Origin of the sequence: Segatella sinensis, assembly GCF_040095255.1 — a bacterium.
GTDB lineage: Bacteria > Bacteroidota > Bacteroidia > Bacteroidales > Bacteroidaceae > Prevotella > Prevotella sinensis.
In genome coordinates this window covers 146471-170556 of the sequence record NZ_JBBNGE010000001.1, presented here as the reverse complement: position 1 = coordinate 170556, position 24086 = coordinate 146471, and the positions used below count along the sequence as shown (strand labels likewise).

Here is a 24086-nt window from a genome sequence, read left to right as displayed (position 1 = left end):
TAGAAGATTTTTTTCTGTCACGACGTTTCGTTTTGTGCCTGGTCGGGGCAAAATATTGCCACGGCAAGGGCAATATCTTGCTCTCCTGAGATAAAAAACTGAACGTCAGGACGCTGTTCAGGTGAAGGGTTGTGAAGAGTTGTGAAGAGTGAAGGACCACTCTTCACCTCCCGTAATGCCGATAAACACAGGGGTTCCCGGCGATTTGGTGAAGAGTGAAGAGTAAAATCGAGAGTGGCTTTTATGCCAATTGTTTTGAGCAGGATGCAATCTATTCCTATCTATTTTGCGATTTTCTTGGAGAATCATTTGCTTTTTCAGATTATTCTTGTATCTTTGCAACTGATATGAGCAGCCTTCGGCAATGACTTGGCATGGCTTTTGCTGAATGCTGTATGATTTCATCATTAAAACTATTAGTAAATAAAAAGAAAGAAACAGATAAAATGGAAAAGATCAACGTAAAAGAACTGAATGATAATATCTTCGACACGATAGGTAAGGAATGGATGCTGGTTTGCGCCGGCAACAAGGATAAGTTCAATATGATGACCGCCTCATGGGGCTGCCTGGGATGGCTCTGGAACAAGCCGGTGGCTGTGGTATTTATCCGTCCGGAACGCTTTACCCACGGCATCATCGAGGAGAATGAATTCATGACCCTCTCTTTCCTCGGTCATAGCGAGGAGGCTCGAAAGATATATAACTTCTGCGGTTCTAAGAGTGGACGTGATTTCGATAAGGCAAAGGAAACAGGATTGACTCCTGTTGAGACCGATAACGGCAGCATCGCATTCGAGCAATCTCGACTCACTCTGGAATGCCGCAAACTCTATAAGGACAATATGACGGCGGAGAAGTTCCTCGATAAGGACTTGCTGCAGTGGTATGGTGCCAAGGGCGGATTCCACGATGTCTATGTCGTGGAGATTACCAATGCTTATACAAAGTAATAATTCAAATATGGCTCAAGAACAGACAGCAATTCGTGAACGCCAGAAAACCAGGCTCAAGGAGCCGGGGCGTTACGTGGTAATGATGTTCAACGACGACTTTACACCGATGGATTTCGTGGTAGAAATCCTCGAATCCATCTTCTTCAAGTCGCAGGCTGAGGCTGAAGCAATCATGCTCAAGGTTCATCACGAGGAGAAAGCCGTGGTGGGCACCTACAGCTATGACATCGCCAAGAGCAAAGTGGAGAAAGCGATGGAGAAAGCCCGTACGCAGAAGTATCCACTGAAGCTCACTTATATGCCAGAATAATAAATGGGAATTTAGAGGGAAGTGAAGGCAAGTTAGAGTGATTTTTGGGGGACGATAGCCCCTAGGATGATATTTACTTCTTTCGCTTTCCCCATAAAAAAGAAGGGAAAAGAATAGAATGGACAGTATGGGATTAACCCGATATATGAGTGTCTTGATGGATGACGCAATGAAGCAGGCTCGGTTCTTCGATCATGAGTTTGTGATGCCGGAGCACATGCTCTTGTCTTTGCTCAGGCAGTACGCCTTCTGTCAGGCATTGCAGGAGGAAGGCGTAGATAGTCTCAAGATGCATGAGGACTTGGTGGGATGGCTTGCCAAGCAGGAGCGTGTGCCTGAAAATATCAAATATCTGCCTGAGCCTTCATCGCTCTTCAAGACGATGTTTGGTACGGCATGCGCCTTGGCTGCTGCCGCTGACCGAAAACTCGTGAACGTGCCTCATTTCGTACAGGCAATGTTTGGCTTGCAGAACTCTGAAGCTGCATTCCTGTTGTGCAAGAATGTGGGCGACCGTCAGGGCGAATTCCTGGCGAGTGTGGATAGCTATTATCCGCTGGAAAATGAGGCTGCGGAGGCTAATATGGGCATAGGTGTTGACTATGATGACGACGATTATGACAATGACTATGATGAAGACGAGGAGGAAGGCAGAAGCCGACAGCCTCAGGATTGGCATCAGTTGGTTACCTGCATCTCTGATCAAGTGGAGGAGCATAATCCGCTTATCGGCAGAGAGCAGGAACTGGATAGAACCATCCAGGTGCTCTGTCGTGCCGAAAAAAACAATCCGCTCCACATCGGCGAACCGGGCGTAGGTAAAACAGCCCTGGTTTATGGTCTTGCCAAACTCATCAACGAGAATCAGGTGCCTGATCGTCTCAAGGGAGCACGCATCTATGGCATGGACATGGGACAGATGCTTGCCGGCGCCCAGTATCGTGGCGATTTCGAAAAGCGTATCAAGATGGTGATGGAGGGAGCCGCCAAGGAAGGCAACACCATCATCTATATTGATGAGATTCATAATATGATAGGTGCAGGTCGTGGCTCTGATGGTGGACCTGATGCATCCAATATGCTCAAGCAGTATCTGGAGGCAGGCGATATCCGATTCATTGGTTCCACCACCTATGAGGAGTTCAACCGCTACATGGCTCAGAGCAAGGGCATCGTGCGCCGCTTCCAGCAAATAGATATCAAGGAACCTACCGAGGAGGAGGCTATCAAGATATTGGAGGGCTTGCAGTATAAATACAATAAGTTCCACAACGTGACTTATCGCAAGGACGCTCTGGAATATGCCGTCCGTGCCAGTGCCAAATACATCAGCAACCGCTGTCTGCCAGACAAGGCCATCGACCTGATGGATGAGGCGGGTGCTTATCTGGAGGTGCATCCTGTGGAATATCGCCAGCGTTCTTATGTTACCAAGGCGATTATCCAGCAGATTCTTACCAAGGTCTGCAAGATAGATGCGGCTGCCATCAAGGATGAAAACAATGATTCTCTGGCTACACTCCGCCAGCGCATACTCGACAAGATCTATGGTCAGGACAAGGCTGTGGATAAGGTGGTTGAGGCTGTGATGATGGCGAAGGCAGGACTGGTGGACGATGACAAACCGATGGCTTCGCTGCTCTTCGTGGGGCCTACGGGAGTGGGTAAAACCGAGGTGGTCCGTGTGCTGGCTAAGGAGCTCGGCATCGAGCTGGTGCGCTTCGATATGAGTGAATACACCGAGAAGCATACCGTGGCTAAGCTCATCGGTTCGCCTGCCGGATACGTGGGTTATGAAGATGGCGGTCTTCTGACCGATGCCATCCGCAAGACACCAAACTGCGTGCTCCTGCTCGATGAGATTGAGAAGGCGCATAGCGACATCTACAACATCCTGCTGCAGGTGATGGACTATGCCCGATTGACCGACAACAAGGGGCAGAAGGCAGACTTCCGCAACGTGATCCTCGTGATGACATCGAATGCCGGAGCGCAGTATGCTTCGCAGGCAAATGTAGGTTTCAGCGGCAATGTAACCCGTGGTGAGGCGATGTTGGCTCAGGTAAAGAAGACCTTCAAGCCAGAGTTTATCAACCGACTTTCCGATACCGTGGTGTTCAACGATATGGATAAGCACATGGCAGAACTGATTCTTGCCAAGAAGCTTCGTCAGCTCGATGCAAAGTTGGCAGCAAAGGGAGTTTCTATTACGCTTACCGATGCGGCAAGAGAGAAGATTCTGGAGTGGGGCTTCACCAAGGAATATGGAGCCCGCGAGATGGACCGTGTCATCGGCAACCGCCTGAAGCCTATCCTGATGAAGGCTCTGCTCTTCGGCAAGCTCAAGAAGGCAGGCAAGGGCTGCGTAGATTTCGATGGTAAGGAATTGGTGATTAATTGTTAGAAAGCGATGATATTACAGATAGATGAAAATGCGGAAGAGATTTATTTTCCCGATCCGCATTACGGCGATGATGACGGATGTTTTGCGATAGGTGGCGACTTGAGCATCGACCGCCTGCTGCTGGCTTACAGCAACGGCATCTTTCCCTGGTATAGCTTTCGCGACCAGCCGGAGATACTCTGGTTCTGTCCGATGAAGCGCTTCGTTATCTTCCCGGACGAAATCCACATCAGTCATTCCATGAGAACCTTGCTGAGAAAGAACAGGTATAGCGTGGGAATCAACGAAGATTTTGATGCTGTGATTCGTGCCTGCAGCAAGACCAATGGCCGCTATGAGGAAGAGGGTGCCTGGCTGGGCGAAAACATCATCCAGGCATTCACCGCCCTTCATGAGCAGGGCTTTGCGGCAAGCGTGGAAGTATGGGATAATGAAACTGGAGAGTTGGTGGGCGGACTTTATGGCGTCACCATCGGCAAGGTCTTCATTGGCGAGAGCATGTTCTCCAAGGTTCCATCAGGCTCTAAGATAGCCCTTATCTTCCTGGCTCGTTATCTGCAGGAGCATGGAGGTAAGATGATAGATTGTCAGCTGGAAACCCCGCATCTCAAGTCGATGGGTGGCAGATATATTTCCTACGAGGAGTATATGGAAATCATGAATGATGATTAGGAAAATCATGCATGAAAGAATATAATCATGCATGAAGAATACAATCTGCATGAAAGAATAAAAGAGTTTCTCTTTTGAAGAGGAAATAAATAATAAAGGCTAGGTTCCCGATTCTGGGAAACCTAGCCTTTGTTTTGTTTAGAATATTGGTGTGCCGATGCAACCGTTAGGTGCCTGGATATGCAGCATCGCACAGACGGTAGCGGCAATATCCGTCATATAGTGAGGCTGGGCACTCTCGCCGTGCTGGATGCCCCAACCCATAAACAGGCAAGGAATATGGATGTCGTATGGATTCCATGCTCCGTGGCTGGTTCCCTTTCCGTTGCCGTATTCGTAGTGGGCAGGCTTCAGTACAATCTGGACGCTTCCGCTGCGCTCACGGTTGTAACCGTTGATGGCACGGAACTTCAGCTCTGCAGGAATGCTCTCTGTGGAGGTCTTCTCCATGTCGAAGGCATAGTGCACATCCTTGTCTTTCTTCAATCTATCTACCACTGCCTGCTTGATGGCTGCGTAATCCAAACCGAGTTCTTCGATGATATCTGTGTTGAAGAACACCTGGTAGTTCATGATGGTCTTCACGAGATCTTTGTCGGTATTGAACTTAGCTTTCAGAATCTGATTCAGCTCTTCTACCAATCCCTTTTTGTTCCAGATGCCGGCAGGGATTCGCTGATCCTGCAGGAAGGTAGCGTTGTTTACGCCTCCGTGGTCGGCGGTGAGGAAAGTGAGATAATTTCCTTTGCCTATGGTCTGGTCGAGATAAGCGAAGAAATCCGCCAGTGCCTTATCTAATCTGAGATAGCAATCCTCTGTTTCTATGGCGTTCACGCCCACCTGATGACCGATGTAATCGGTGCTAGAGCAGCTGATGGTCAGCAGGTCAGTATCTGTGTTTCTACCCAGGTTCTCGCCCTCGATGGCAGCCTTGGCAATATCGAAAGTCAGGTTGCAGCCGAATGGAGTGTTGCGGAGAATCTTGTAGCCATGCTTCTTGTATAAGGCAGGCAAGTCGAGTGGCAATACCGCCTTCTCGCCCTCAGCGATGCCGTTCTCGTAGTTGTTGTCATCGTTGGTGCTCTCCTTATAGGAATCGATAGGGTAGAGCGTCTCCCATTTCTTGGAAAGATACTTGTTTGGGAGTTTCTGCTTGTTGAACTTGTTCACCCACTCTGGCAACTTATCCATATAGAAGGTACTGGTGATGAACTTGCCCGACTTGTCATCAAACCAGTAAGCGCCATTGGCGTGGTGGCCGGCAGGGAGGATGGATGCTCTGTCTTTCAAGGCTACACCAATCACCTTAGAGCGGTTGTTGGTAGCCAGACGGAGTTCATCGCCGATGGTGGTTACCCACAGATTGCGAGGCGACATCTTGCCAGCCTTGCTGTCAGAACCTACAGGGTTGACGGTTTCGTCGGCAGTACAATTCACTACCTTTCCATCTTTCACGAAGTTGTTTCCTGCAATTCCGTGGATGGAAGGAACGGAACCGGTCCAGATAGAAGAGTGGCCGATGGCTGTAACCGAAGGGATGTAAGGAATCTTGCAGTTTTCTACGCTGAATCCTTCTCCGAGCATTCTCTTGAATCCGCCTTCGCCGTAGCGGGCGTAGTAGCGATAGAGATAATCCCATCGCATCTGGTCGATAACGATGCCTACAACGAGCTTAGGTCGTTGAGGCTGAGCCTGTGCGATGCCGCAGAAGCAGCAGAGCACGAAGATGAGTTTAAAAATCTTATTCATAGTCAAAATGTCTTTTTTATACATAACCATTCAGTATTGTATATTACAATTCGGTTGCAAAGATACAACTTATTTTGGTATTTAACGAAAAAAAAGACGATTTTTACCCAAACTTCTCATGGCGTTCAATACAGCCAGTACCGTAACACCTACATCGGCAAAGACAGCCATCCACATGGTGCCGAGACCAATGGTGGCGAGAATCAGTACGGCAACCTTCACTCCGATGGCAAATATCACGTTCTCGTGAGCGATATGAATGGTTCTTCTGGCTATCTTCACGGCAAGGGCAATCTTTCTAGGGTCATCATCCATCAGTACTACATCGGCAGCTTCGATGGCTGCATCGCTTCCAAGTCCACCCATGGCAATGCCCACATCGGCACGTTTCAATACAGGGGCATCGTTGATGCCATCGCCTACGTAAGCGAGCGTCTTGCCTGCAGGTTTCGTCTTCAGCAGTTGTTCTACATGCGAAACCTTGTCGGTTGGCAGCAGTTCTGCGCGGCACTCGTCCAGTCCCAGTTTGTGGGCAACATCTTCTCCCACTTCTCTGCGGTCGCCCGTCAGCATTACCGTTTTCTCCACTCCCAGTTCTTTCAGCTCTCTGATGGCATGGGCGCTTCCTTCCTTAAGGGTGTCGTTGATTACAATATGTCCCGCGTACTTGCCATCAATGGCGACGTGGATGATGGTTCCCACCTGGTTGCAGTCGTGCCATTTTGCGCCGATGTTTTCCATCATCTTCTTGTTGCCCACGCAAACCTCCTTGCCGTTCACTTTGGCACGGATACCCTGTCCTGCAATCTCCTCTACATCGGTCACCTCGCAGCCATCCGTTGCTTCTTGAGGGAAGGCAGTACGCAGGGCTGCTCCGATAGGGTGGGTAGTGAAATGTTCAGCATGAGCCGCCAAATGCAGCAGAATCTTCTCCTTGTCAGAATATTCGCCAATATGCACATTATCTGCATTGTGGGATGGATGGTCTGGGCAGGAAGCGTCTGCATGAACAGCTGCCACGGCAAACTCTCCGTGGGTCAAGGTACCCGTCTTGTCGAACACAACGGTTCCCACCTTGGCTAAAGCATCCATATAGTTGCTGCCCTTGATGAGAATACCGTTCCGGGATGCTCCGCCGATGCCGCCAAAGAAGGTGAGGGGCACGCTGATGACCAGGGCGCAAGGACAGGATACTACCAGGAATATCAAGGCGCGGTTGAGCCATAACGGGAAGTTCTCGCCAAAGGTTCCTTCGCCAACGATTCCCGTAGCTGCCAGGAATGGAGGAATAAAAGCCAGGGCAATGGCTGCGAAAACAACGATAGGAGTATAGACTCGGGCGAAACGGGTGATGAAAGCCTCGCTCTTCGACTTGTTCTTGTCTGCACTCTCTACCAGAGAAATAATCTTGGATACGGTACTTTCGCCAAAACTCTTGGTGGTGCGTACACGAACTACTCCTGAAAGATTGATGCAACCGGACATGATAGTATCGCCTTCATTCAAATCCCGTGGCATACTCTCACCTGTCAGGGCAATGGTATTCAAGGCTGAATTGCCCTCTACAACAACACCATCCAAAGGCACTTTCTCTCCCGGACGGATTACGATAGTTTCTCCTATCTTGACGTCTTCCGGCGAAACCGACTCTACTTTTCCGTTTCTTTCAACATTCGCCACGTCTGGTCGGATATTCATCAGATGCGAAATACTGTCGCGGCTCTTTCCTTCCGCATATCCTTCGAAGAGTTCGCCCACCTGAAAGAAGAGCATCACGAAGACTGCCTCCGGGAATTCTGTGTCTGATCCAGGAAAGAATCCGATGCAAAGGGCTCCGATGGTTGCGATAGCCATCAGGAAGTTTTCGTTAAACATATCGCCCTTGGCAATACCTTCTGCAGCTTCGTCCAGCGTCTCGTGTCCTATTAATAAATAAGGAATGAGATAGACGAGGAGTAACTGCCAGGTAGCCAGGTCGTAATTCTTTTCGATGAAAACAGCGATAATCAGGAGGATGATGGTTGCTCCTATCAGAAAGAGTTTGGATTTCAAACCGCCTTCTTCATGATGATGGTGGTGGCAACCGCACCCCAGGTGCTCATGTTCTTCTGTGGAGCATGAGCAGTCATGATGATGTTCGTGAGAATTTTCACAATGGCATTCATGATGATGTTCGTGAGAATGTTTCATTTCTTCCATAATTTTGCAATACTTTTAGTTCTATATATCCCGGAACATTCAGTTCCTTTTTCTATTTCGGTTGCAAAATTACGAAAAGGTTTCTGCAACTTGGTTGCAAAAGCCCTAGTTGCCCTCTTTTTTTGCCGGATTCTCTTACTCAGTCATTTGGCTTCTTGGGCAAATTAAGAAGAAACGTGAAGATGATAGCTCATCGAGAAGACATTCTCGAAAATGAAGGGCATGCCGTATCAAGTAACGACATGCCCCTATTGCTTTATTCTTCATTTACCATTTCCCAATCCAAAACGCCTTTGCCTTCTTCGTCTAGTTCTATGCCTAAGCCTACTACCTCTCGCTTGTCGGCCTTGAAAGGCTCCAGGTATTGTCGGTCATGAATTTGCTTGATGGCAGCTTCCTTGCCACCATTGTTTCTTAACTTCAACTCTATTACGTAGATGTGATGAGTTGTTTTGACAATGAGGTCGATTCTGCCAGTAGAAAGCATGTGCTCTACTTCCACTTTCAAACCGATGGCATTCAAGATGGTACTGATGATCAGACGGTAACGCTCTTCCATATCCATGGATGCCAACTTCTTGTTGCTGTAAGGCACATCGGCAACCAATGCTTTGAGCGCTTTCATCGCTTTATCTAACTCTTTGTATTCCAGATATTGGTACAACTGCGCTTGCAGAGACTGCGTATCAGCCTCTTGTCGCATGGTCAATGCAGGCAGTACGCATTCGTAGAGCGCCTGTTTTACCTCTTCATTTGGGAAACCTAGGTGATAGATATTTCCTACGCACGATTTGATGGTGAGATAACCTGATTGATATAAGAAGAGTTCTGGACCTCCGCCAGTAACATCGGAAGTCTCCAATGTGTTGCGGAGAATCATGCAATCCTCAAAATCCGGTAGGCGCAACTCAGCATCTTTAATGAACTTCGGCAGCATGGAAGTGGCTCCCGAAGATGCCCAATAACTGTTGAGATCCTGGGTGTCAAGCGCATTGATGAGGCTGAAAGGATTGTAGACGTCAACCATGTTTCTGCGACTGAAATGGTAACCGTCGTAGTAGTCCTTCAGCTTGTCGTGGGTTTCCTGTAAAGTCCATCCGTTTACCTCTGCCATTTTTTCAAGTTCAGGCTTGAAGTTTTCTTTTATCTCCTCCTCAGTGATGCCGCAGATGGCTGCATATTCAGGGAGGAAACTGATGTTGGTTAAATTGTTGAGCACGGAGAAAAGGGAAATTTGCGTAAACTTGGTGATGCCCGTGATAAAGACCAGACACTCGTATTCATCATCGGCCTTTAAAATGGCAAAGACTTCACGATATACCTCGGTGCATGCTTCGTGTTCCGGGGTCTTCCAAGAGTGCTGGAGTGGAGAGTCATATTCGTCGATGAGGATGGCAACCTTCAAGCCCGTCTGTTTGTATGCCGTCGTAATGATGGCATCAAAGCGGTCGGCAAGCTGGGCGGTAGGATCGGGAGTGATGGCATACTTCTCTTCGTAGTATCCGAATCGCAGATTCAGGTACGAACGCAAGGTTTCTGCATTGGCGCCTCCACGGCTCATGTCGAGTCGAATCACAGGATATGCCTTCCAATCCTTCTCCAAGTCCATGATTTTGAGACCTTCGAAGAGTTCCTTTCTTCCTTCAAAGTAACATTGTAGCGTATCAATGAGCACAGACTTTCCGAATCGGCGAGGACGGCTCAAGTAATTATACCTTCTACCTTTGTTCGCCAAATCCCAAATGATGTCAGTCTTATCAACATAGAGATAGTTTTCTTCTCTTATCTTGTTGAAAGATTGTATGCCTATAGGCAGCTTTCTGTATTCATTGTTTGCCATAATCCTTTCTCCTTTATTTGTATGGCGCAAAGATACGGCAAATAATTGAAACCACCAAATTTTAAAAGAGGAATTACGGTGTTGCTTTTAGGATGTACATTCTTTCTGCATGCTTGAATGCGCGGTTTCAATCATTGTTTCCTGAAAATGAAAAAAGCAGTTAAGCTATTTCTGCTTAACTGCTTGATTTTCAAAGTGGACCAGCTAGGGCTTGAACCTAGGACCTCCAGATTATGAGTCTGTTGCTCTAACCAACTGAGCTACAAGTCCATTGAATTTTTATCAAATTCGAGTGCAAAGATACTAGATTTTAGGCAAATAACCAAATAAAATCTTAAAAATTTTCCTTGAATCAGAAAAATAGCGTATCTTTGCACCAAAATTATGTGCGCACACGTGCGTATGTACTTATTAATCGTACAAAAGAAAAGTATTTCTATTCAGAAATGGACATAGACAAAAACAAAAGAATCGGTCTTACCGACGAACAAGTAAAACAGAGTAGGGAACTGCATGGCAAAAACGTGCTCACCCCTCCTCAACGTACCTCATTATGGAAACTGTATTTGGAAAAGTATCGCGATCCGATTATCCAGATACTCCTCGTTGCGGCTTTCGTTTCCCTTATCCTCGCTTTCATCGAAAAGAATTTCATGGAGACCATCGGTATCTTCGTGGCAGTTTTCCTTGCTACCACCGTGGGCTTCTACTTTGAGCGCGATGCGGCTAAGAAGTTTAATCTGCTCACGGCGCTCAGCGAAGAGCAGCCGGTAAAGGTGCGCCGCAATGGTAAGGTGATGGAAATTCCACGCCACGATGTGGTGGTGGGAGATGTGGTACTCGTGGAAGTGGGCGACGAGGTGCCTGCCGATGGCGAACTCATCGTCTGCAACGACCTGCAGATTAATGAATCTACCCTGACGGGCGAACCGGTTGCCGAGAAATCTCTGGAAGGCGGTGGGGATGGAGCCTATCCTAGCAACGTCATCCTCCGTTCTACCATGGTGATGAATGGCAGGGGCGAGTTCGTGGTTACTGCCGTGGGCGATGCTACCGAGATTGGTAAGGTGGCGAAGAAATCTACTGAACAGACTTCGGTGGAGACACCGCTACACATGCAGCTCGATAAGTTGGCAAAAATGATTTCCAAGGTAGGCTCCGTGGTATCTGTGGCAGCCTTCTTCATCTTCCTGATTCACGATATCCTCACCAACCCGGCATGGGGCGGCAAGGATTATTTCTATATGGCAGAAATCGTGCTGAAATACTTCATGATGGCTGTTACCCTGATTGTGATGGCGGTGCCTGAGGGATTGCCGATGGCGATTACCCTTTCTCTGGCGCTCAACATGCGAAGAATGCTGAAGTCGAACAATCTGGTGCGCAAGCTACATGCCTGCGAAACCATGGGTGCCGTTACCGTGATCTGTACCGATAAAACCGGTACGCTTACCCAGAACAAGATGCAGGTGAGCGCCTTGGAACTCAAGCAGGGCGATGAGGCGCTGCTCGATACTGCCATCGCCCTCAACTCTACAGCCGAGTTGAATGACGGCAAACCTATCGGAAACCCTACCGAGTCGGCTCTCCTGCTCTGGCTCGATGCCCAGGGCAAGGATTATGAAGAACTCCGCAAGCAGGTGAACGTGCTCAAGCAGTTGCCTTTCTCTACCGAGAGAAAGATGATGGCAACCTTGGCAGAAGTTGATGGCGAGACCTATCTCTTCGTGAAGGGTGCGCCTGAAATCGTGATGAAGAAATGCATCATCGAGGATAGAATGCAGAAACAGACTGCTGAAGAACTCGACGAGTGGCAGCATAAGGCGATGAGAACCCTGGCGTTCGCCTATAAGAAGGTAGAAGCTTCTATCATGAGAACTTCCAGAACCTCTACTGCCGAAGTGGTAGCACTTCTCGATGCCAACGACCTTCAGCTGCAAGCCATTGCAGCCATTGCCGATCCTATCCGTCCGGATGTTCCTGCTGCCGTGCAGGAGTGCCGCCATGCGGGTATCGAGGTAAAGGTGGTTACGGGTGATACGGCTGCCACCGCCTTGGAGATAGGCAAGCAGATAGGTGTCTTCGAAGATGAACCTGAGAACATCGGAGCGGATGGCTCTCTGACTTCGCTCGACCAGCAGATGATTACGGGCGAACAGTGGGAGGCTCTTTCTGATGAAGAGGCTTACGAGCGGGCAAAGGATATCCGTGTGATGAGCCGTGCCCGTCCTACCGATAAGCAGCGACTGGTGGCTATGCTCCAGAAGCGTGGCGAGGTGGTTGCCGTAACAGGCGACGGTACCAACGATGCTCCGGCACTTCACTATGCCCACGTGGGCTTGTCGCTGGGTTCGGGAACTTCCGTGGCTAAGGAGGCTTCGGATATGACCCTGCTCGATGATTCCTTCAAGTCTATCGCCAACGCCGTGATGTGGGGACGCTCGCTCTATCGCAACCTGCAGCGCTTCCTCTTCTTCCAGTTGGTAGTTAACGTGGCAGCCCTCCTGCTGGTGCTTGGCGGCTCAGTCATCGGAACCGAGATGCCGTTGACGGTTACTCAGATTCTCTGGGTGAACCTCATCATGGATACCTTTGCAGCCTTGGCGCTCGCCTCATTGCCTCCATCTCACGAGGTGATGAAGGATAAACCACGCAAGGCATCCGATTTCATCATCAACAAGAGTATCGGTTTCGGCATCCTGTTCTGCGGCATCGTCTTCTTCCTCGTGATGTTCGCCCTGCTGGTTTACTGTGAGCGCAGAGGCAAGGGTGGAGTAGATGTGCATGAACTGACCATGTTCTTCACCACCTTCGTGATGATTCAGTTCTGGAACCTCTTCAATGCCAAGGCGCTGATGAGTCATCACACCGCCTTCCGCCATTTCCTGAAGGATAAGGGAATGATTCTGGTGCTTGTACTGGTCTTGGTGGGTCAGTGGATTATCGTAACCTTTGGTGGCGAAATGTTCCGCACCACACCATTGTCGCTCCACGAGTGGCTGCTCATCATCGGTTCCACCTCTGTTGTGCTCTGGGTGGGCGAGCTGTGGAGAGGCTTCAAGAGAATGATAGCAAAGAGAAGATAATTCATCGGAGTTCTTCTTCTGATATGAATGTTAAAGACAGTCCTTATGAATACAATACATTATAATGATATCGTGCAGTTGCCGCCTTGTGTGGCAACCATCGGTTTCTTCGATGGAGTGCATCGGGGACATCAGTTCCTGATTCATCATCTCGTAGAGACGGCACGAAAGGATGGCTTGCAATCCACCGTCATCACCTTTGATGCGCATCCCCGCAAGGTATTGCAGGCAGATTATCAGCCAGAGATGCTGAGCACACTCGACTCCAAGCTGCTGCTGCTTTCGAAGACGGAAGTGGATAATGCTGTGGTGTTGCATTTCGACAAGGCGATGGCTGCGATGTCGGCAAGAGAGTTTATGCAGCAGGTGCTCCACGACCATCTCAACGTAAGGAAACTCTTCATCGGCTACGACCATCGATTCGGTCACAACCGTGCAGAGACTTTTGAGGATTACGTGCGCTACGGCAAGGAGATGGACATTGAGGTAATCCGGAACGAGGCCTTCCAGATAGATGGCATCAACATCTCTTCTTCCGTAATCCGCTCATTCCTGAAAGAGGGAGAAGTGGAGATGGCAGCCCAGTGCCTCGGTTTCCCTTACACCCTCATCGGAAAGGTGGTGAATGGATTCCATGAAGGCAGAAAACTCGGCTTCCCTACAGCCAATCTCGATATCTCGCATTTCGGACAGTTGATTCCTGCTCCTGGTGTCTATGCCGTAAAGGTAAGACTGGAGAATACGGTGATATGGAAACGGGGAATGATGAATGTGGGCAACCGCCCAACCTTCAATGGCAGACAACTGACGCTAGAGACGCACATCTTCAATTTCGAAGGCGATATTTACGACCAGCTCTTGCTCGTAAGCTTTGTGAAGCGAATAAGGGGCGAACAGAAGTTTGACAGTCCCGAGGAGTTGGCGGCGCAGCTGAAAGACGATGAGCAGACCGTGCTGGATCTCTTTGAAAAGGAAGCGGAATGATAGCGAGAATGCTATTAACTATAAACGATTAATTATAAAACAGTAAAAGCAATGGCAAAGATTAATTTAAAGAGAGGTTTGACGGATATCGTCCTCTACCTTATTATATTTATAGTAGTACAGATTATCGTGATGTATGCTGGCGTAGGAATCTGGGCGGGCATTAAGGGCGAAGGTTACCAGGCAACGCTCCTGGCTATCAGTTCGGGCAGCAATCCTATCCTGACGGCGCTTACCTCAGCGTTCAGCAACGTTATCACCCTCGTCATCTTCCTGAAGACGAAGTGGACACCGCTGACCCGCGATTATCTGCTTTCCAAGCCTTGGGCAACGCTTCTCTGGGTGGCATTGTTCACCCTGGGAACCATCATTCCTCTGGAGTTCATCTATGAGCAGATAGGCATCGAGATGGACGAGAATACCGAGCAGATATTCGCATCGCTCATGAAGGAGCCTTGGGGCTATGTGGCTATCGGCGTTCTGGCGCCTTTTGCTGAGGAGGTTGTGTTCCGTGGAGCCGTTCTCCGCACCCTGCTGGGTCTTATGAGCAAGAAGAACCATTGGGTAGCCATCATGATTTCGGCTGCCATCTTCGGTCTGGCTCACGCCAACGTAGCGCAGTTTGTCAATGCCCTCCTGATGGGCTTGCTCCTGGGGTGGATGTATTATCGCACCAAGAGTCTTGTTCCGGGCATCCTGCTCCACTGGGTGAACAATACGATGGCGTATGTTCTATCCAATATCATGCCTCAGAGCGATGGCAAACTCATCGACCTCTTCCATGGCGATGAGAAGACCATGTATTATGCCGTAGGCTTCTCTCTCTGCATCATGATTCCAAGTTTCATACAGATGATTATCAGATTAAAGAAAGCAAAGGCTTAAGAGATAAATAAACGAGTAAAAAGGTTACCTGAATGGGTAGCCTTTTTTCAGATATATCAGTAGATTTTATGAAGATAATAGAAAGCAGTATCATAGGAAAGAAGAGCCCTGAGGCTTGTGAGGATGGAATGGTAGTTACCGATGATTTCATCGCTGTGATTGATGGCAGTACGAGCAAGACTCCGAAGCATCTCAATCCTGATATGAAGAACGGAAGATACGCCATGATGCTTATCTCGGAGTATATTCGTGAGGAGTTGAAAGCGGATGCCTCGGTAGATGATTTCTGCCAGGGTGTGACAGCCTACATATATAATAAGGTGTATGAAAAGCTAGGGGTGGAAGAGCGGTTGAAGGAACATCCGGAAGAGCGGCTTACCGCCTCGGCTATCCTTTATAGCCGGACAAGAAATGAAGTCTGGATGGTGGGCGATTGCCAGGCCATCATCGATGGAAAGCTCTATGAGAACGGCAAGCCTTATGAGCAGGAGATTGCCAGGAAGCGAGTGGAGCTGATAGAACAGGGCCTTTCTCCTGCCGAGGCTAGAAAGCAGATAGAGCCATTGCTTATCAAGGCGATGCTTTCGGGGCAGAACCGGACCTATACGGTTATCGATGGATTTCCTATCTATCGGGAGGGAGTGAAGGTTGTTGCGTTAAAAATGAAGCCTGCTTCAAGTAGCATTGAAACATACTTTCAAGAGCAAACGAAGCCTGTTTTATCTCTCAATGAAGTAGTATTGGCGAGCGATGGCTATCCTTTCCTGAAACCAACCTTGGCAGCGAGCGAGGCATCATTGGCAGAGCAGATTGCCAACGACCCTCAGAACATCCATTCCTTTATCGCCACCAAGGGCATCGTTGAGGGCAATAAGAGCTTCGATGATAGAACTTATATTCGATTTTCGGTTGAAAAATAAAACACGGACAAATTGAATTTGTCCGGCTCGTTTGTCCGTGTGCTTGTAACTGAGCAATAATCAGTGTGTTATGAGCTGCCGGACAATTTGTCCGGACAAATTCAATTTGTCCGTGTTATTTTTTTAATGACTTCTGACCCAAGAAACGGTGAGTTTTGGGGGAGAAAACTATGAGTTAGATTCGTTAACAAAGAGGGCAAGGAGTTAACAGGTTAACAGTTAACAGCTGTTTTTTTGCATCCTCCCCCTCTTTCCCATACCTTATATTATATAAATATATATATATACTTATTATAATATGTGAGTGGGGAGTAGTATGCATTTTCGGGCTGTTAACTGTTAACCTGTTAACCCCCATCAGGAAAACCACCCTTTCAAGTCCTCCTTCTTAAGCTAGCCTGGAGCCTTATATGAAGACCGGCAAGAGTCATCAATGATGACCGGCAGGAGCCTTAAATGATGACTCTTGATGGCGATAAATTGTGCCCCACGAAACTATGAATTAGTTTATTTATAAAACAGCAAGGGCTGCCAGTACATCCTGGCAGCCCTAATACGTTAGTATGTTATGAAAAATTTGAGAGAATTGAAACTTCACAGTTTCAGAATTGTTTTACTAAACATGATTTTTTATATAGAGAAAGCATAGAAATAACTACTTCAGTATCGTAGGAGAAGCGGTGGTGGTGCTTATCTGGTCGATGCCCGTGCGCTGCATGGAGTCAACCGAAGCAGAATCGCCCATGGCTACGGAAACGCCCTTGCCACTTTTGGTGTATCCTACGTTTTCAATCTGATTATCGACATCGTTCTGGAAAGGAACCTGGGCCGCGTTGCCCAAGGTCAAGACGATGGCTACCACGGCAGCAGCCTTGAAGAGAGGCTTCAGACGCTCTGTCAATGAAACGACCTTCGCCTTGTTTGGCTCCTTGGTGTATTCATCTTCAATCATCGCCATCATCTTCTGGTCGAAGTCATCACCCAGTGTCTCTTGCTTAGCCTCGCCCATCTCGTAAGAGAAGAGCGCCTGATATGGCTTCAGCTCGGCAGGCAACTCGTCCTGGCTGAAGAATGCACGGAGAATCTCCTCTTCTTCGAGAGAAGTCTCGGCCTTCCAATAGCGGTCCAAAAGTTGGTTGATGTACTTATAATCCATAACTGTCGAATTGTTGAAATCTTTGTTTTACTGTTTGTCGAGCCCTGAAGATATTCACCTTGACCTGGTCTTCGGTGATGCTGAGGATGTCTGCTATTTCCTTATAGGATTTTCCTTCGATGTCTCGAAGTTGCAGACAGCTGCGCTGCTTCTCGGGCAACTCATTAATGATGTTCCTTACGATGTTCAGCTTGTCTTTCTGAATCATTCGTTCGGAAGGAGTGGATGATGTCTCGTCGAGCCTTTCCGTGGTCTGCTCTTCCAGCGAATCATTCTGATTGTCCATCTTCTTGATGCGGTCGAGCGAGAGGTTGCGGGCGATGGTGAGGCTGTAGGCCTCGATGGAGTCGAGCTCCTGCCATCTGTCGCGGGCATTCCAGACTTTAATCATGGTATCCTGCACAACGTCCTCCGCTTCCTCCCGGTTGAGAGTAATGCGAAGGGCCAGCCTGAAGAGTTTATTCTTCAGTGGCAAAACATCGTTTTGGAAACTGATTTTTTTCATCCCTCTATAATTAATGACGACTCACCTGTAAAAAAGTTACAAGCAACTCTGAATTATTTCTGTTTTTAACTCTTAATAACAGTTCCGTGCTTTCCGTCGATGGCGGTAGCAAGGGTGATAATCACCTCTTTCACGCCTGCATCGATGGCTGCAAGGGCATTCTCCAGCTTTGGAATCATGCCGCCTGCTACGGTACCGTCTGCTTTATATCTCTCAAAATCGGCATGAGTAATCACTGGAATCACGCTGTCGTCATCCTCAGGATTGCTGAGCACGCCTTTCTTTTCAAAACTATATATCAATGTCACGTCGTAGTAAGGAGCCAGAGCCTTGGCTGTCTCGCTTGCGATGGTGTCGGCATTGGTATTGAGGATATTGCCCTTGCCGTCGTGGGTCAGCGGAGCCATCACTGGGGTGATGCCTTCGTTAATCAGGGTCTGGAGCATCTTGCCGTTGGCACGCTCTACATCGCCTACGAACCCGAAGTCAATGCCGTCCTTCAATGGGCGTTTGTGACTGTGGATTACATCCATATCAGCACCTGTCAAACCGAGGGCATTCACGCCGTTAGCCTGAAGCTTGGCAACCAGATTCTTGTTTACCAAACCGCCATACACCATGGTAACCACTTCCAGCATGTCTGCATCGGTGATGCGACGGCCGTTTACCATCTTACTCTCGATGCCGAGGGCTGCGGCTACCTTGGTGGCACGGCGGCCACCGCCATGTACCAATACTTTCTTGCCGGAAATGGCTGCAAAATCCTTCAAGAGCTGTGCCAGCTGCTCGCTGTCTTCAACGATGGCACCGCCTACCTTTACTACTGTTACTTTTTCCATTTTATCTTATGTTGAATGTTTACTGAAGATAAGTGTATCCGAAGAGACCATTGCGATAGGTGCCCAGGAATTCCTTGCCCTCATCGAGTGAAATCTTGCCTTCCTTCACACTCTTGGTTACCCACTGCTCCAACTGGCGGACGAGCTTCTTTGGATTGTACTGTACGTAATCCAGAACCTCCTCTACGGTCTCGCCATCGAATATCTGGTCGATGCAGTACTTGCCATCCTTTACTGAGATGTGGGCTGCATTGGTGTCGCCGAAAAGATTGTGCATGTCGCCCAGAATCTCCTGATAGGCACCTACAAGGAATACACCGAGATAGTATGGCTCGTTTTTCTTCAAGGGATGAAGTGGGAGAACGTTGCCGATATGGCCATCGGTTACGAAGTTGGCTATCTTTCCGTCGCTGTCGCAGGTGATGTCCTGCAAGGTAGCGTTGCGGGTTGGACGCTCGTCCAAGCGCTGGATAGGCATGATAGGGAAGAGCTGGTCGATGGCCCAACTGTCTGGCAGGCTCTGGAACAATGAGAAGTTGCAGAAATACTTGTCGGCAAGAATCTTGTCCAGTCCTCTCAGCTCCTCAGGCACATGCTTCATGTGCTTGGCAAGGTTGTTGATCTCGTGGCACACGCTCCAGTACATCGCCTCAATCTCGGCACGGGTCTTCAAATCTACGATACCATGAGAGAAGAGCTGCAATGCCTCATCGCGAATCTGCTCGGCATCGTGCCAGTCTTCCAGCATGTTGCGAGGATTCAGGTTGTCCCATATCTCATAGAGATCCTTCACTAGCTGGTGGTCAGTCTCCTTTGCTTCAAACTCCTCTGGCATTTCCGGCAGGGAAGCAGTCTCCAAGACATCAATCACCAATACGGAGTGGTGGGCAGAGAGCGAGCGGCCACTCTCGGTGATGAGGTTAGGATGCTCGATATTGTTCTTGTTGGCTGCATCAACGAAGGTATAGACACAGTCGTTTACATACTCCTGGATAGAGTAGTTTACAGAGCTTTCGCTGCTGGCAGAACGGGTGCCGTCGTAATCTACGCCAAGACCACCGCCACAATCTACGAAATCTACATTGTAGCCCATCTTGTGGAGGTTGATGTAGAACTGTGCTGCCTCACGGAGAGCCGTCTGGATGCGGCGGATTTTGGTAATCTGGCTTCCGATGTGGAAGTGGATGAGGCGCAGGCAGTCGTGGAATCCCATCTCCTCAATCTTGTTGAGGGCGGTGAGCAGTTCGGCACTTGTCAAACCGAACTTCGAAGCATCACCACCGCTCTCAGCCCATTTTCCAGAGCCTGAAGAAGCGAGCTTGATGCGGATACCGATGTTTGGCTTCACGTTGAGCTTGCTTGCCACCTTAGCGATGATATCCAGCTCGTTGAGCTTTTCTACCACGATGAAGATGCGCTTACCCATCTTCTGTGCGAGCAAGGCAAGTTCGATGTAGCTCTCGTCCTTGTAACCGTTGCAGATGATGAGTGAGTCGCTCTGTGCCTGTACGGCGATAACGGCATGAAGCTCAGGCTTGGAACCGGCTTCCAGTCCCAGGTTGAACTTCTTTCCATGAGAGATAATCTCCTCTACAACCGGCTGCATCTGGTTCACCTTGATAGGATAGATGACAAAGTTTTCCCCCTTGTAACCATATTCCTCCTTGGCCTTCTGAAAACAGCTGGCTGTCTTCTCGATGCGGTTGTCGAGTATGTCTGGGAAACGGAGCAGTACGGGAGCGTTGATGTCTCGTAATGCCAACTCGTCCATGATGTCGCGCAGGTCTATCTGCGTGTTGTCCTTGCATGGAGTTACATAGACATCACCCTTGTCGTTGATGCCAAAGTAAGAAGTGCCCCAACCACCAATGTTGTAGAGCTCCTTCGAGTCTTCAATAGTCCATTTCTTCATTTTCTGTTCTTGGTCTTGCTAAAAAGTTTGTTTTATGATATTTTCTGTTTATGATAAATCGTAGAAAGGTAAGCCGTCTCTTGTCTTGAGGTGGCTTACCTTTTATCTTTATACGTTCAGCAGGCTACGAACCTCCTGTACCGTTTCGTTTACTTTATCCAAGTTGTCCATCACATTGATGTCTATGATATGTTTTGCCTTCTCATAGAAAGACTCGCGCTGCATCAGCTGCTCGCGGATGAATACCTGTACTTCCTCCGGAGTCTTGTTGAGCAGCAGGGGGCGTACGCCCTTGCCCATCTTGAGGTGAGCATAGAGGGTTTCTGGCGTTGCCTTGAGGTAGATGGTGTTGCCCGACTGGTTCATATACTCCATGTTGTCGAAGAAACAGGGTGTTCCTCCGCCACAGCTAACCACTACGTTTTCAAACTCCGCCACCTCGTGTAGCATGTTATGCTCTATCTGGCGGAATCCCTCTTCTCCTACTTCGTCAAAGATCTGCTTCACGGTTTTGCGCATACGGCTCTCGATGTACCAATCGAGGTCGTAGAACATCACGCCAAGCTCTTTGGCGAGGGCTTTACCGACAGTAGTCTTGCCGGCTCCCATATATCCAATGATGATGATAGACTTCATTTTATTCTTTTTTACTTCTTCTGCCTCTTGCCTTTGGTTCTGGTGCTTCCTTGATGATGGTCATGCACTCCTCGTAGCTGAGTGACTCTACGTTCTCCTGCTTTGCCTTTGGAATGCGATAGTTCTTGCCATCGAATGCGATGTAAGGACCATAGCGCCCGTTCAGGAGCTCCAGCTTGTTGTCTTCCTCAAAGGTCTTGATATGGCGTTTCTGCTCGTTAGAGCGTTTTTCGTTGATAAGTTTCACTGCCTGTTCCAGGGTGATGGTCATTGGGTCGATTTCCTTAGGAATGGATACATACTTACGGTCATGGAGTACGTATGGACCGAAACGGCCGCTTCCGATGGTTACGGTAGTGCCTTCGAACTCACCAACCTGGCGAGGCAGCTTGAAGAGTTCCAATGCTTCCTCCAGAGTGATGGTCTCAATGCTCTTGTCGGCAGGCAACTGGGCAAACTGTGGCTTGTCCTCGTCTTCGGCGGTACCAATTTGAACCACTGGACCGAATCTTCCGATCTTTACGAATACAGGGCGCCCGCTCTTTGGGTCCTTGCCCAGTTCACGCTCACCGGCCTTGTGCTCGCTGCGTGCTTCCATCACGCCCTTCACTTCCGGTTCGAAACGCTTGTCGAAGTCCTTCATCCATTTGGTCCACTCGGTCTTTCCCTCGGCGATATCATCAAACTTCTGCTCTACATTGGCCGTAAAGTTATAGTCCATGATGTTAGGGAAGTTGGCCATCAGGAAGTCGTTTACCACGATTCCGATATCGGTAGGGAGAAGCTTGCCCTTCTCCGAGCCAGCCTGTTCCTTCTTGGTCTTCTGGGTAATCATGAAACCCTTCAGCGTATCTACGGTGTAGGTACGCTCCTCGCCCTGCTTGTCGCCCTTCACAACGTATTCACGCTGTTGGATGGTGCTGATGGTAGGAGCATAGGTAGATGGACGGCCAATGCCGAGGTCTTCCAGCTTCTTCACCAGACTTGCTTCGGTGTATCTTGCTGGTGCCAGAGAGAATTTCTCTGTGGCGATGATTTCACGGCGCTGCAACTCATCGCCTTTCTTCATGGCTGGCAGGAGATGGGTTGAATCTTCTACGTTCTCATCCTCATCGGTAGATTCACGATATACCTTGAGGAAACCATCGAATACTACAACCTCACCATTGGCAACAAACTTCTCGCTGGTGTTGTCGATGCTGATATTGATGGTAGTCTTCTCCAACTGTGCATCCTCCATCTGTGAAGCGATGGTACGTTTCCAAATCAGGTCGTAAAGACGCTTCTCCTGGCTGGTGCCATCGATGCTTGTCTCGCTCATGTAGGTAGGTCGGATGGCCTCGTGAGCCTCCTGTGCCCCCTTGGAGTTGGTGTGATAGGCACGTGGCTTGCTGTATTCCTTGCCGTACTCCTTGATGATCTCATCCTTGCTGGCATTGCTGCAGAGGGTAGAGAGGTTCACACTGTCGGTACGCATGTAGGTGATGCGTCCACTCTCGTACAGGCGCTGAGCCACCATCATGGTCTGGCTTACGGTGAAGCCGAGCTTGCGGGCTGCTTCCTGCTGCAGGGTTGAGGTGGTGAAAGGAGGCGCTGGTGTACGCTTCAGCGGCTTCTTGGTAACAGCCTCTACGGTGAACTTGGCGTCCTTGCACTTCTCCAGGAAGGCTTCCACCTCTTCATGGGTCTTGAAACGGTTATCAAGCTCTGCCTTTACCTCTGTGGCTGCGCCATTCTCGCTGATCAGGGCGAATACGGCGTTGACACGATAGTATGGTTCGCTCTTGAACTTCTGGACTTCACGCTCACGCTCCACGATGAGGCGTACGGCAACACTCTGTACACGACCGGCAGAGAGGGCTGGTTTCACCTTTCTCCACAACACAGGAGAGAGCTTGAAGCCCACGATGCGGTCGAGCACACGACGTGCCTGCTGGGCATTTACCAAGTTCATGTCCAGATGGCGTGGGTGCTCGATAGCGTCTAAGATGGCAGGTTTGGTAATTTCATGGAAGACAATACGGCTTGTCTTCGCTTCATCCAGTCCGAGTACTTCGCAAAGGTGCCAGCTGATGGCCTCTCCCTCGCGGTCCTCATCGGATGCTAACCAAATCTTCTTAGCTTGCTTCGCTGTTGATTTCAATTCTGTGACGAGCTTTTTCTTTTCCTCTGGAATCTCATAACAAGGTTCCATGGTCTTCTCGTCTATACTGAGTTCCTTCTTCTTGAGGTCACGGATATGACCGTAAGAAGACATCACCTTGAAGTCTTTACCTAAAAACTCTTCGATTTTCTTGGCCTTTGCTGGGCTCTCGACGATTACTAAATTTTCTTGCATACGCTTCTACACAATTTCTTTTGGTCTGCAAAAGTAAATAAACTTTTTGCTTATACCTTATTATATAGTGATTTTTTTGGTTTTTTAAATGTTTTGGGGCGTATTTTCATTCTTTCGTCTTGTGTTTTGCAAGAAATTTGGCCACTCCCTGTCTTATTGATCCTAATCCGAACTCTTCGGGATGGAGGTTGCTGAGAGAAATCCAGTATGACTCCTCGGCATCGTCCATCGCCTCCACATGAGAGAGATCTTTCACCTTTACCACATAGAACATATCCAGGGTATGAACCAGGAAGTCGGAATAGAGATAGAGGTTAGGGATGCTGAACTGATAGTTCACCCCGATTACTTCCAGACCCGTTTCTTCCTTTACTTCTCTAGCCACGCCTTCTTCACCGGTTTCATCCATATCTACGAATCCGCCCGGCAAGTCGAGGGTGCCTTTGGCTGGCTCGTTTTTTCTGCGAACCACCAGAAGTTCTTCTTTCTCGTTGAGAATGAAGGCTACTGTGGCGCTGCTGGGATTCAGATAATAGGTGAATCCACAGTCCTTGCATTTTTTACTCTTAAAGTTGTTGATCTCGAAATGTTGAGAGCCGCAAACCGGGCAAAACTTGAATTTGTCTAAAACGTGACTCATAATATATATGTTAAAGAGCGGTCGGTCTTTGGATTTCACAAAGATCGACCGCTAT

Annotated in this window: 18 protein-coding genes and 1 tRNA gene; 8 read left to right on the top strand and 11 right to left on the bottom strand. The window is 48.7% G+C overall.

Features of this window, described 5'->3' with window-relative positions; translation table 11 throughout:
• The first annotated feature begins 446 nt into the window (after window positions 1-446).
• The 4 genes from AAAT87_RS00625 (at window position 447) to aat (ending at window position 4342) form a co-directional block, all read left to right on the top strand.
• The gene (locus AAAT87_RS00625) at window positions 447-953 is read left to right on the top strand and encodes a flavin reductase family protein (RefSeq protein WP_349225326.1); all 507 of its coding nucleotides are present in this window, start codon (window positions 447-449) and stop codon (window positions 951-953) included.
• A 10-nt stretch (window positions 954-963) separates the two neighbouring features.
• Entirely contained in the window at window positions 964-1266 is a 303-nt protein-coding gene (locus AAAT87_RS00620; RefSeq protein ID WP_089545125.1) for an ATP-dependent Clp protease adaptor ClpS, read from the top strand.
• A gap of 127 nt (window positions 1267-1393) precedes the next feature.
• On the top strand, window positions 1394-3670 hold the full coding sequence (locus AAAT87_RS00615; protein ID WP_295025284.1) for an AAA family ATPase: 2277 nt from the start codon (window positions 1394-1396) through the stop codon (window positions 3668-3670).
• A 6-nt stretch (window positions 3671-3676) separates the two neighbouring features.
• On the top strand, window positions 3677-4342 hold the full coding sequence (gene aat / locus AAAT87_RS00610) for a leucyl/phenylalanyl-tRNA--protein transferase (protein WP_349225325.1): 666 nt from the start codon (window positions 3677-3679) through the stop codon (window positions 4340-4342).
• Window positions 4343-4480: 138 nt separating this feature from the next.
• On the opposite strand, the gene pafA is transcribed toward aat, so the two are convergent.
• From pafA to AAAT87_RS00590, 4 genes are all read right to left on the bottom strand, one after another.
• Window positions 4481-6091 (bottom strand): alkaline phosphatase PafA, encoded by a 1611-nt coding sequence (gene pafA, locus AAAT87_RS00605; protein WP_349225324.1) that lies wholly within the window; start codon window positions 6089-6091, stop codon window positions 4481-4483.
• Window positions 6092-6172: 81 nt separating this feature from the next.
• Window positions 6173-8143, bottom strand: a complete 1971-nt coding sequence (locus AAAT87_RS00600) for a heavy metal translocating P-type ATPase (RefSeq protein WP_428848529.1) — start codon at window positions 8141-8143, stop codon at window positions 6173-6175.
• A 403-nt stretch (window positions 8144-8546) separates the two neighbouring features.
• Entirely contained in the window at window positions 8547-10130 is a 1584-nt protein-coding gene (locus AAAT87_RS00595; RefSeq protein WP_349225322.1) for an ATP-binding protein, read from the bottom strand.
• Window positions 10131-10326: 196 nt separating this feature from the next.
• Window positions 10327-10400, bottom strand: a tRNA-Ile gene (locus AAAT87_RS00590).
• Window positions 10401-10576: 176 nt separating this feature from the next.
• Here AAAT87_RS00590 and AAAT87_RS00585 point away from each other — a divergent pair.
• The 4 genes from AAAT87_RS00585 (at window position 10577) to AAAT87_RS00570 (ending at window position 16005) form a co-directional block, all read left to right on the top strand.
• Window positions 10577-13216, top strand: coding sequence for a calcium-translocating P-type ATPase, PMCA-type (locus AAAT87_RS00585; RefSeq protein WP_349225321.1), 2640 nt, complete (start codon window positions 10577-10579; stop codon window positions 13214-13216).
• Window positions 13217-13261: 45 nt separating this feature from the next.
• Window positions 13262-14200: a bifunctional riboflavin kinase/FAD synthetase gene (locus tag AAAT87_RS00580; RefSeq protein WP_349225320.1), complete on the top strand. Its 939-nt coding sequence runs from the start codon at window positions 13262-13264 to the stop codon at window positions 14198-14200.
• A gap of 51 nt (window positions 14201-14251) precedes the next feature.
• Window positions 14252-15085, top strand: a complete 834-nt coding sequence (locus AAAT87_RS00575; RefSeq protein ID WP_295023526.1) for a CPBP family intramembrane glutamic endopeptidase — start codon at window positions 14252-14254, stop codon at window positions 15083-15085.
• A gap of 68 nt (window positions 15086-15153) precedes the next feature.
• The gene (locus AAAT87_RS00570; protein ID WP_349225319.1) at window positions 15154-16005 is read left to right on the top strand and encodes a hypothetical protein; all 852 of its coding nucleotides are present in this window, start codon (window positions 15154-15156) and stop codon (window positions 16003-16005) included.
• A 655-nt stretch (window positions 16006-16660) separates the two neighbouring features.
• Here the strand turns inward: AAAT87_RS00570 and AAAT87_RS00565 are convergent.
• The 7 genes from AAAT87_RS00565 to AAAT87_RS00535 form a co-directional block, all read right to left on the bottom strand.
• Window positions 16661-17161 carry a PG0215 family putative anti-sigma factor gene (locus tag AAAT87_RS00565; RefSeq protein WP_089544823.1) on the bottom strand — a complete coding sequence of 167 codons (501 nt, stop codon included), beginning with the start codon at window positions 17159-17161 and terminating at the stop codon, window positions 16661-16663.
• Window positions 17151-17666: an RNA polymerase sigma factor gene (locus tag AAAT87_RS00560; RefSeq protein WP_089544824.1), complete on the bottom strand. Its 516-nt coding sequence runs from the start codon at window positions 17664-17666 to the stop codon at window positions 17151-17153. The genes AAAT87_RS00565 and AAAT87_RS00560 overlap by 11 nt, the downstream gene beginning before the upstream one ends.
• Window positions 17667-17731: 65 nt before the next feature.
• Window positions 17732-18505 carry an acetylglutamate kinase gene (gene argB / locus AAAT87_RS00555; RefSeq protein WP_349225318.1) on the bottom strand — a complete coding sequence of 258 codons (774 nt, stop codon included), beginning with the start codon at window positions 18503-18505 and terminating at the stop codon, window positions 17732-17734.
• Between the two features lie 19 nt (window positions 18506-18524).
• Window positions 18525-20417 carry a biosynthetic arginine decarboxylase gene (speA, locus tag AAAT87_RS00550; RefSeq protein WP_295023532.1) on the bottom strand — a complete coding sequence of 631 codons (1893 nt, stop codon included), beginning with the start codon at window positions 20415-20417 and terminating at the stop codon, window positions 18525-18527.
• Between the two features lie 108 nt (window positions 20418-20525).
• Entirely contained in the window at window positions 20526-21053 is a 528-nt protein-coding gene (locus AAAT87_RS00545) for a shikimate kinase (protein WP_349225317.1), read from the bottom strand.
• 1 nt (window position 21054) lies between these two features.
• Window positions 21055-23391: a type I DNA topoisomerase gene (gene topA, locus AAAT87_RS00540; protein ID WP_349225316.1), complete on the bottom strand. Its 2337-nt coding sequence runs from the start codon at window positions 23389-23391 to the stop codon at window positions 21055-21057.
• A gap of 106 nt (window positions 23392-23497) precedes the next feature.
• Window positions 23498-24031, bottom strand: a complete 534-nt coding sequence (locus AAAT87_RS00535) for an NUDIX hydrolase (protein WP_298529971.1) — start codon at window positions 24029-24031, stop codon at window positions 23498-23500.
• Between the last annotated feature and the right edge of the window lie 55 nt (window positions 24032-24086).

Excerpts from the sequence above, each read along its gene's own strand:
- AAAT87_RS00625 (WP_349225326.1), top strand. The coding sequence starts at position 447 with ATGGAAAAGATCAACGTAAAAGAACTGAATGATAATATCTTCGACACG.
- AAAT87_RS00620 (WP_089545125.1), top strand. The coding sequence starts at position 964 with ATGGCTCAAGAACAGACAGCAATTCGTGAACGCCAGAAAACCAGGCTC.
- AAAT87_RS00615 (WP_295025284.1), top strand. The coding sequence starts at position 1,394 with ATGGGATTAACCCGATATATGAGTGTCTTGATGGATGACGCAATGAAG.
- aat (WP_349225325.1), top strand. The coding sequence starts at position 3,677 with ATGATATTACAGATAGATGAAAATGCGGAAGAGATTTATTTTCCCGAT.
- pafA (WP_349225324.1), bottom strand. The coding sequence starts at position 6,091 with ATGAATAAGATTTTTAAACTCATCTTCGTGCTCTGCTGCTTCTGCGGC.
- AAAT87_RS00595 (WP_349225322.1), bottom strand. The coding sequence starts at position 10,130 with ATGGCAAACAATGAATACAGAAAGCTGCCTATAGGCATACAATCTTTC.
- AAAT87_RS00585 (WP_349225321.1), top strand. The coding sequence starts at position 10,577 with ATGGACATAGACAAAAACAAAAGAATCGGTCTTACCGACGAACAAGTA.
- AAAT87_RS00580 (WP_349225320.1), top strand. The coding sequence starts at position 13,262 with ATGAATACAATACATTATAATGATATCGTGCAGTTGCCGCCTTGTGTG.
- AAAT87_RS00575 (WP_295023526.1), top strand. The coding sequence starts at position 14,252 with ATGGCAAAGATTAATTTAAAGAGAGGTTTGACGGATATCGTCCTCTAC.
- AAAT87_RS00570 (WP_349225319.1), top strand. The coding sequence starts at position 15,154 with ATGAAGATAATAGAAAGCAGTATCATAGGAAAGAAGAGCCCTGAGGCT.
- AAAT87_RS00565 (WP_089544823.1), bottom strand. The coding sequence starts at position 17,161 with ATGGATTATAAGTACATCAACCAACTTTTGGACCGCTATTGGAAGGCC.
- AAAT87_RS00560 (WP_089544824.1), bottom strand. The coding sequence starts at position 17,666 with ATGAAAAAAATCAGTTTCCAAAACGATGTTTTGCCACTGAAGAATAAA.
- argB (WP_349225318.1), bottom strand. The coding sequence starts at position 18,505 with ATGGAAAAAGTAACAGTAGTAAAGGTAGGCGGTGCCATCGTTGAAGAC.
- speA (WP_295023532.1), bottom strand. The coding sequence starts at position 20,417 with ATGAAGAAATGGACTATTGAAGACTCGAAGGAGCTCTACAACATTGGT.
- AAAT87_RS00545 (WP_349225317.1), bottom strand. The coding sequence starts at position 21,053 with ATGAAGTCTATCATCATCATTGGATATATGGGAGCCGGCAAGACTACT.
- topA (WP_349225316.1), bottom strand. The coding sequence starts at position 23,391 with ATGCAAGAAAATTTAGTAATCGTCGAGAGCCCAGCAAAGGCCAAGAAA.
- AAAT87_RS00535 (WP_298529971.1), bottom strand. The coding sequence starts at position 24,031 with ATGAGTCACGTTTTAGACAAATTCAAGTTTTGCCCGGTTTGCGGCTCT.